This is a genomic window from Metapseudomonas otitidis (genome assembly GCF_900111835.1).
Lineage (GTDB): Bacteria > Pseudomonadota > Gammaproteobacteria > Pseudomonadales > Pseudomonadaceae > Metapseudomonas > Metapseudomonas otitidis.
In genome coordinates this window covers 1-1,762 of the sequence record NZ_FOJP01000046.1, presented here as the reverse complement: position 1 = coordinate 1,762, position 1,762 = coordinate 1, and the positions used below count along the sequence as shown (strand labels likewise).

At 49.1% G+C, this 1,762-nt stretch carries 1 protein-coding gene and 1 pseudogene; one reads left to right on the top strand and one right to left on the bottom strand.

Translation table 11 applies throughout. The annotated features are described in order from the left end of the window. Positions 1-365, bottom strand: a 365-nt coding sequence (locus BM198_RS30030) for a hypothetical protein (protein WP_139233743.1), incomplete at its 3' end; no start/stop codon positions are given. A gap of 1,291 nt (positions 366-1,656) precedes the next feature. Between BM198_RS30030 and BM198_RS29265 the strand changes: the two are divergent. Beyond that, positions 1,657-1,762: pseudogene (locus BM198_RS29265) on the top strand (acyl-CoA dehydrogenase C-terminal domain-containing protein); the annotation flags it as partial.

Here is a 1,762-nt window from a genome sequence, read left to right as displayed (position 1 = left end):
GAGGTTTGCGCAACCGGCGTACTGGACAAATCACGAGCCGCGTCCAGCAATTGCCGGGTAAGGCTCTCGTCCCGCTGCGAAGGCGTGGTCACGACGCACTCCTTCCCCGCCTGGATCTGAACGCCCAGGCTCTTGTCCGCCTTGAAGCCCGCCATCATGAAGCCCATATCGCCCACCTCAACGCCCACCGCCTTGGCGGCAGTCGCTGCCCGGGAAAAGTCGGGCGCAGCCTTCAGGCAGATTTCACGGAACGCCTGAATAGCGGCAGAGGGTGCGTGATTGGAAACAACCGGAGCAGTCACCGGGCCTTGATTGGAACAGGCAGCCATCAGAGCGACGGCTGCGATAAGAAAAGTACGCTTCATATTCTTTATACCCATTGAACTCAGCCTTAAGCCCCTACCACAAAACCATCTACTCAGACTTGCCCTCAAAATAAATCAAGAGACTTGGCTTACGACTAGATAGCTCTTCCTCCAGCCTAGGAATGAGCAGGGAAGCGGAATAGTCGTTGCATTTCACTAGCAACTTACCCGCAACCTCTGAAATATAGAAATTGTGGTAAAAGGCATTTGCTACCTCACTCGCAATACGCCTAACCACCTCAAGAGCTTCCTGATCAAAGCCTTCCACCACAACATACCCCCCAATGGGCGGTATGAACATTGCGCTTGTGAGATCAAGCTCCTCTATCGACGCTCCACAATTGGTGCAATTTAAAGGATCTGTAGACTCTCTCAGGCAGCTATAGCACTGATACAGCTTCGCAGTTCTTTTCACTTCCCCTCAACCTCGAACAAATAAAAGCGCACACCACAACCCAATAGACCAATCACACCACCGCATAAAGCTGCTAAAAATCAATCCAAAAACTCTAACAACCATATAAACCCAATACACAACAACAGCAAAAGCCTCACACAGCGTGCAACCGCGCCACAATATAGCCAGCAGATAAACAGGATAAAAAACAAAGAAAAATAATCATTATAATAAGAAAATCCACACGCAGGCAGAAGTGAGCGAGATACGATAATGAGACGCCCCTACACTTCCCTCAACTTAATAGCCATAATGCGGATAGCGCTAGTAAAATCCTATTACCAGCCAACTTAAATCAAAAAATCACAACTAAAAAATCAGAACTCACTCAATTTCTCAATCAATTCTTCCGTGATACGCGCTCTATCTAGGGTAGGATCGGGCCTCTCCACGCTACCAGTATAAAATTTTGTCCTACTATATTCGGGGTCCCCGCAGTCTCCATCAGGGAACGAGTGAGGGACCCCTTCATTCTTCGCATACATATCGACAGACTCAGGTAAAACTCTAAGCTCATGAATTCTATGGGTAATCAAAAATTGCTGCAGATCAGCACAACCATGTACAGACGGCTGCCATACCCCGCCCCCGCCTAGTTCGGAGAAACCAAATAATTCGTGGCCTGGAAAATCTACATATCTAATAGCTATACTTTTTCCTAATACCACGCCAGCTTTGCAACTCATGCAAACAAGATAATATCCCTCTGACATTTAGGGCTTCCAGACAGTCAAACCAGTCACCGTCATAATTTCCACCTCGATAACATCATCAAATGTGCGATTGGAATTAGGCCGCTTTAGCTCACCTTGGGGTCGACCAAGATCCAACCACGCCGACACCGGGTTCTACAAAGGCAAACTGCAGGCCGCCCGCTTCTTCCTCACCTGGGAAGTGCCCGGCGTCCACCACGCCCTGGCCATCCTCGAAGCCCGCGACG